2 protein-coding genes are annotated in these 1862 nt (G+C 61.1%); both read left to right on the forward strand.

Going from position 1 to position 1862, the window contains the following annotated elements; translation table 11 throughout:
• Positions 1-78: 78 nt before the first annotated feature.
• Entirely contained in the window at positions 79-1335 is a 1257-nt protein-coding gene (gene ilvA, locus EOA85_RS34240) for a threonine ammonia-lyase IlvA (RefSeq protein WP_127212633.1), read from the forward strand.
• Between the two features lie 10 nt (positions 1336-1345).
• Positions 1346-1862: DUF1697 domain-containing protein (locus tag EOA85_RS34245; protein ID WP_164760098.1), on the forward strand; the 517-nt coding region annotated here is incomplete at its 3' end.

Below are 1862 nucleotides of genomic sequence, written 5' to 3' on the forward strand. Positions count from 1 at the left end.
AACACGTACGGCGTGTGCTAGCTTCGTGACCGACAATCGCACGCGAAGACCCACAGACTATTCGGGGTGATTTTTCCGATGACCAGTTTCTCCACCCGCGTCGCTGCCGCTGCCGCCGCGATCCGCGAGATTTTTCCGGAAACGCCGCTGCAGGAAAACGATTACCTGTCGAAGAAGACCGGGGCGCGCGTGCTGCTGAAGCGCGAGGACCTGTCGCCGGTGCGCTCCTACAAGATCAGGGGCGCGTTCAATTTCTTCCGCAAGGCGCTCGACGCCGGCAACGACGCCGAACTGTTCGTCTGCGCTTCCGCCGGCAACCATGCGCAGGGCTTTGCCTTCGTCTGCCGTCATTTCGGCAGACAAGGTGTGGTGTTCATGCCAGTGACGACGCCACAGCAGAAAATCGATAAGACGCGGCTGTTCGGCGGCGAATTCGTCGAGATCAGGCTGATCGGCGATTTTTTCGACGACTGTTACCGCGCCGCCTTCGAATTCACCGAAAGCGCCGGCGCGCACATGGTGCCGCCGTTCGACCACAAGGACATCATCGAGGGGCAGGCGACCGTCGCCTACGAGATATCAGGCCAGATGCCGGGCGCGCGGATGCCCGACATCATCATGCTTCCGGTCGGCGGCGGCGGTCTGGCTGCGGGTGTGACGCATTACTTCGCCGACCAGCGCCGCGACACGCGCTTCGTCTTCTGCGAGCCGGCCGGCGCGCCAAGCCTCAGCGAGAGCCTCGCCACCGGCAAGCGCATCAAGCTCGCCAGGGTCGACAATTTCGTCGACGGCGCGGCGGTGGCCGAGATCGGCCGCGAACCGTTGCGGCACCTCAGGGAGTTTGCCGCTGAGGCCGTGCGGCTGATCCCGGAAAACCGGCTCTGCGCGACCATGATCGAGATGCTGAATGTCGAAGGCGTAGTGCTGGAGCCGGCCGGCGCATTGGCGATCGACGCGCTCAAGGATTTTTCGAAGAAGGAAATCAGGGGCAAGACCATCGTCGCGGTGGTGTCGGGCGGCAATTTCGATTTCGAGCGGCTGCCGGATGTAAAGGAAAGGGCGCTGCGTTTCGAAGGGCTGAAGAAGTACTTCATCATCCGCTTTCCGCAGCGGCCGGGCGCGCTGCGCGACTTTCTCGAATTGCTTGGGCCTGACGACGACATTGCCCGCTTCGAATATTTGAAGAAGTCGGCGCGCAATTTCGGTTCGGTGCTGATCGGCATCGAAACCAAGGATCGCCGCAATTTCGAGCTGCTCAACGCGAATTTCGAGGCCGAGGGCGTTCAGTATCAGGACATCACCGACAACGAGACGCTCGCCGGGTTCATCATATGAGCGCCCGAATATGAGTGAAGAGGAGAAGATATTCGTTGCATTGTTTTCCGGCATCAATGTCGGCGGCAACCGCATCGTCAAGATGGCCGAACTCCGGTCGTTCTTCGAGAAACTCGGCTTTGGCGACGTCGCCACCTACGTGCAGAGCGGCAACGTCGTGTTCCGGTCGGCAACGGGCGATGCGGCCACGCTGACCAAACAGCTGGAAACGGCCTTCGAGAAGAAATGGGGATTTCACTCGCGCATCATGGTGCGCGATCTCGGCTGGTTCGAGCGGCTGGTGATCGAAAATCCCTATCCGGAAGTCGCAGGGGAGCCGACAAAGCTTCACGCCTATGCGCTGGAACGTGCGCCAACGCCTGAGGAGACAGCTCGTCTTTCGCAGAAGTGCACCGGCCCTGAAAGCTTCGAGATCAGGGACGACGTACTTTATCTGCACGCACCGGATGGCCTCGGCAAATCGGTGTTTGCCAACCTCATCCCGCGCACGCTGAAAGTGCCCTGCACCGCGCGCAACTGGCGCACAG

The sequence above is a fragment of the Mesorhizobium sp. M5C.F.Ca.IN.020.29.1.1 genome (assembly GCF_003997375.1).
GTDB classification, from domain to species: Bacteria; Pseudomonadota; Alphaproteobacteria; order Rhizobiales; family Rhizobiaceae; genus Mesorhizobium; species Mesorhizobium wenxiniae.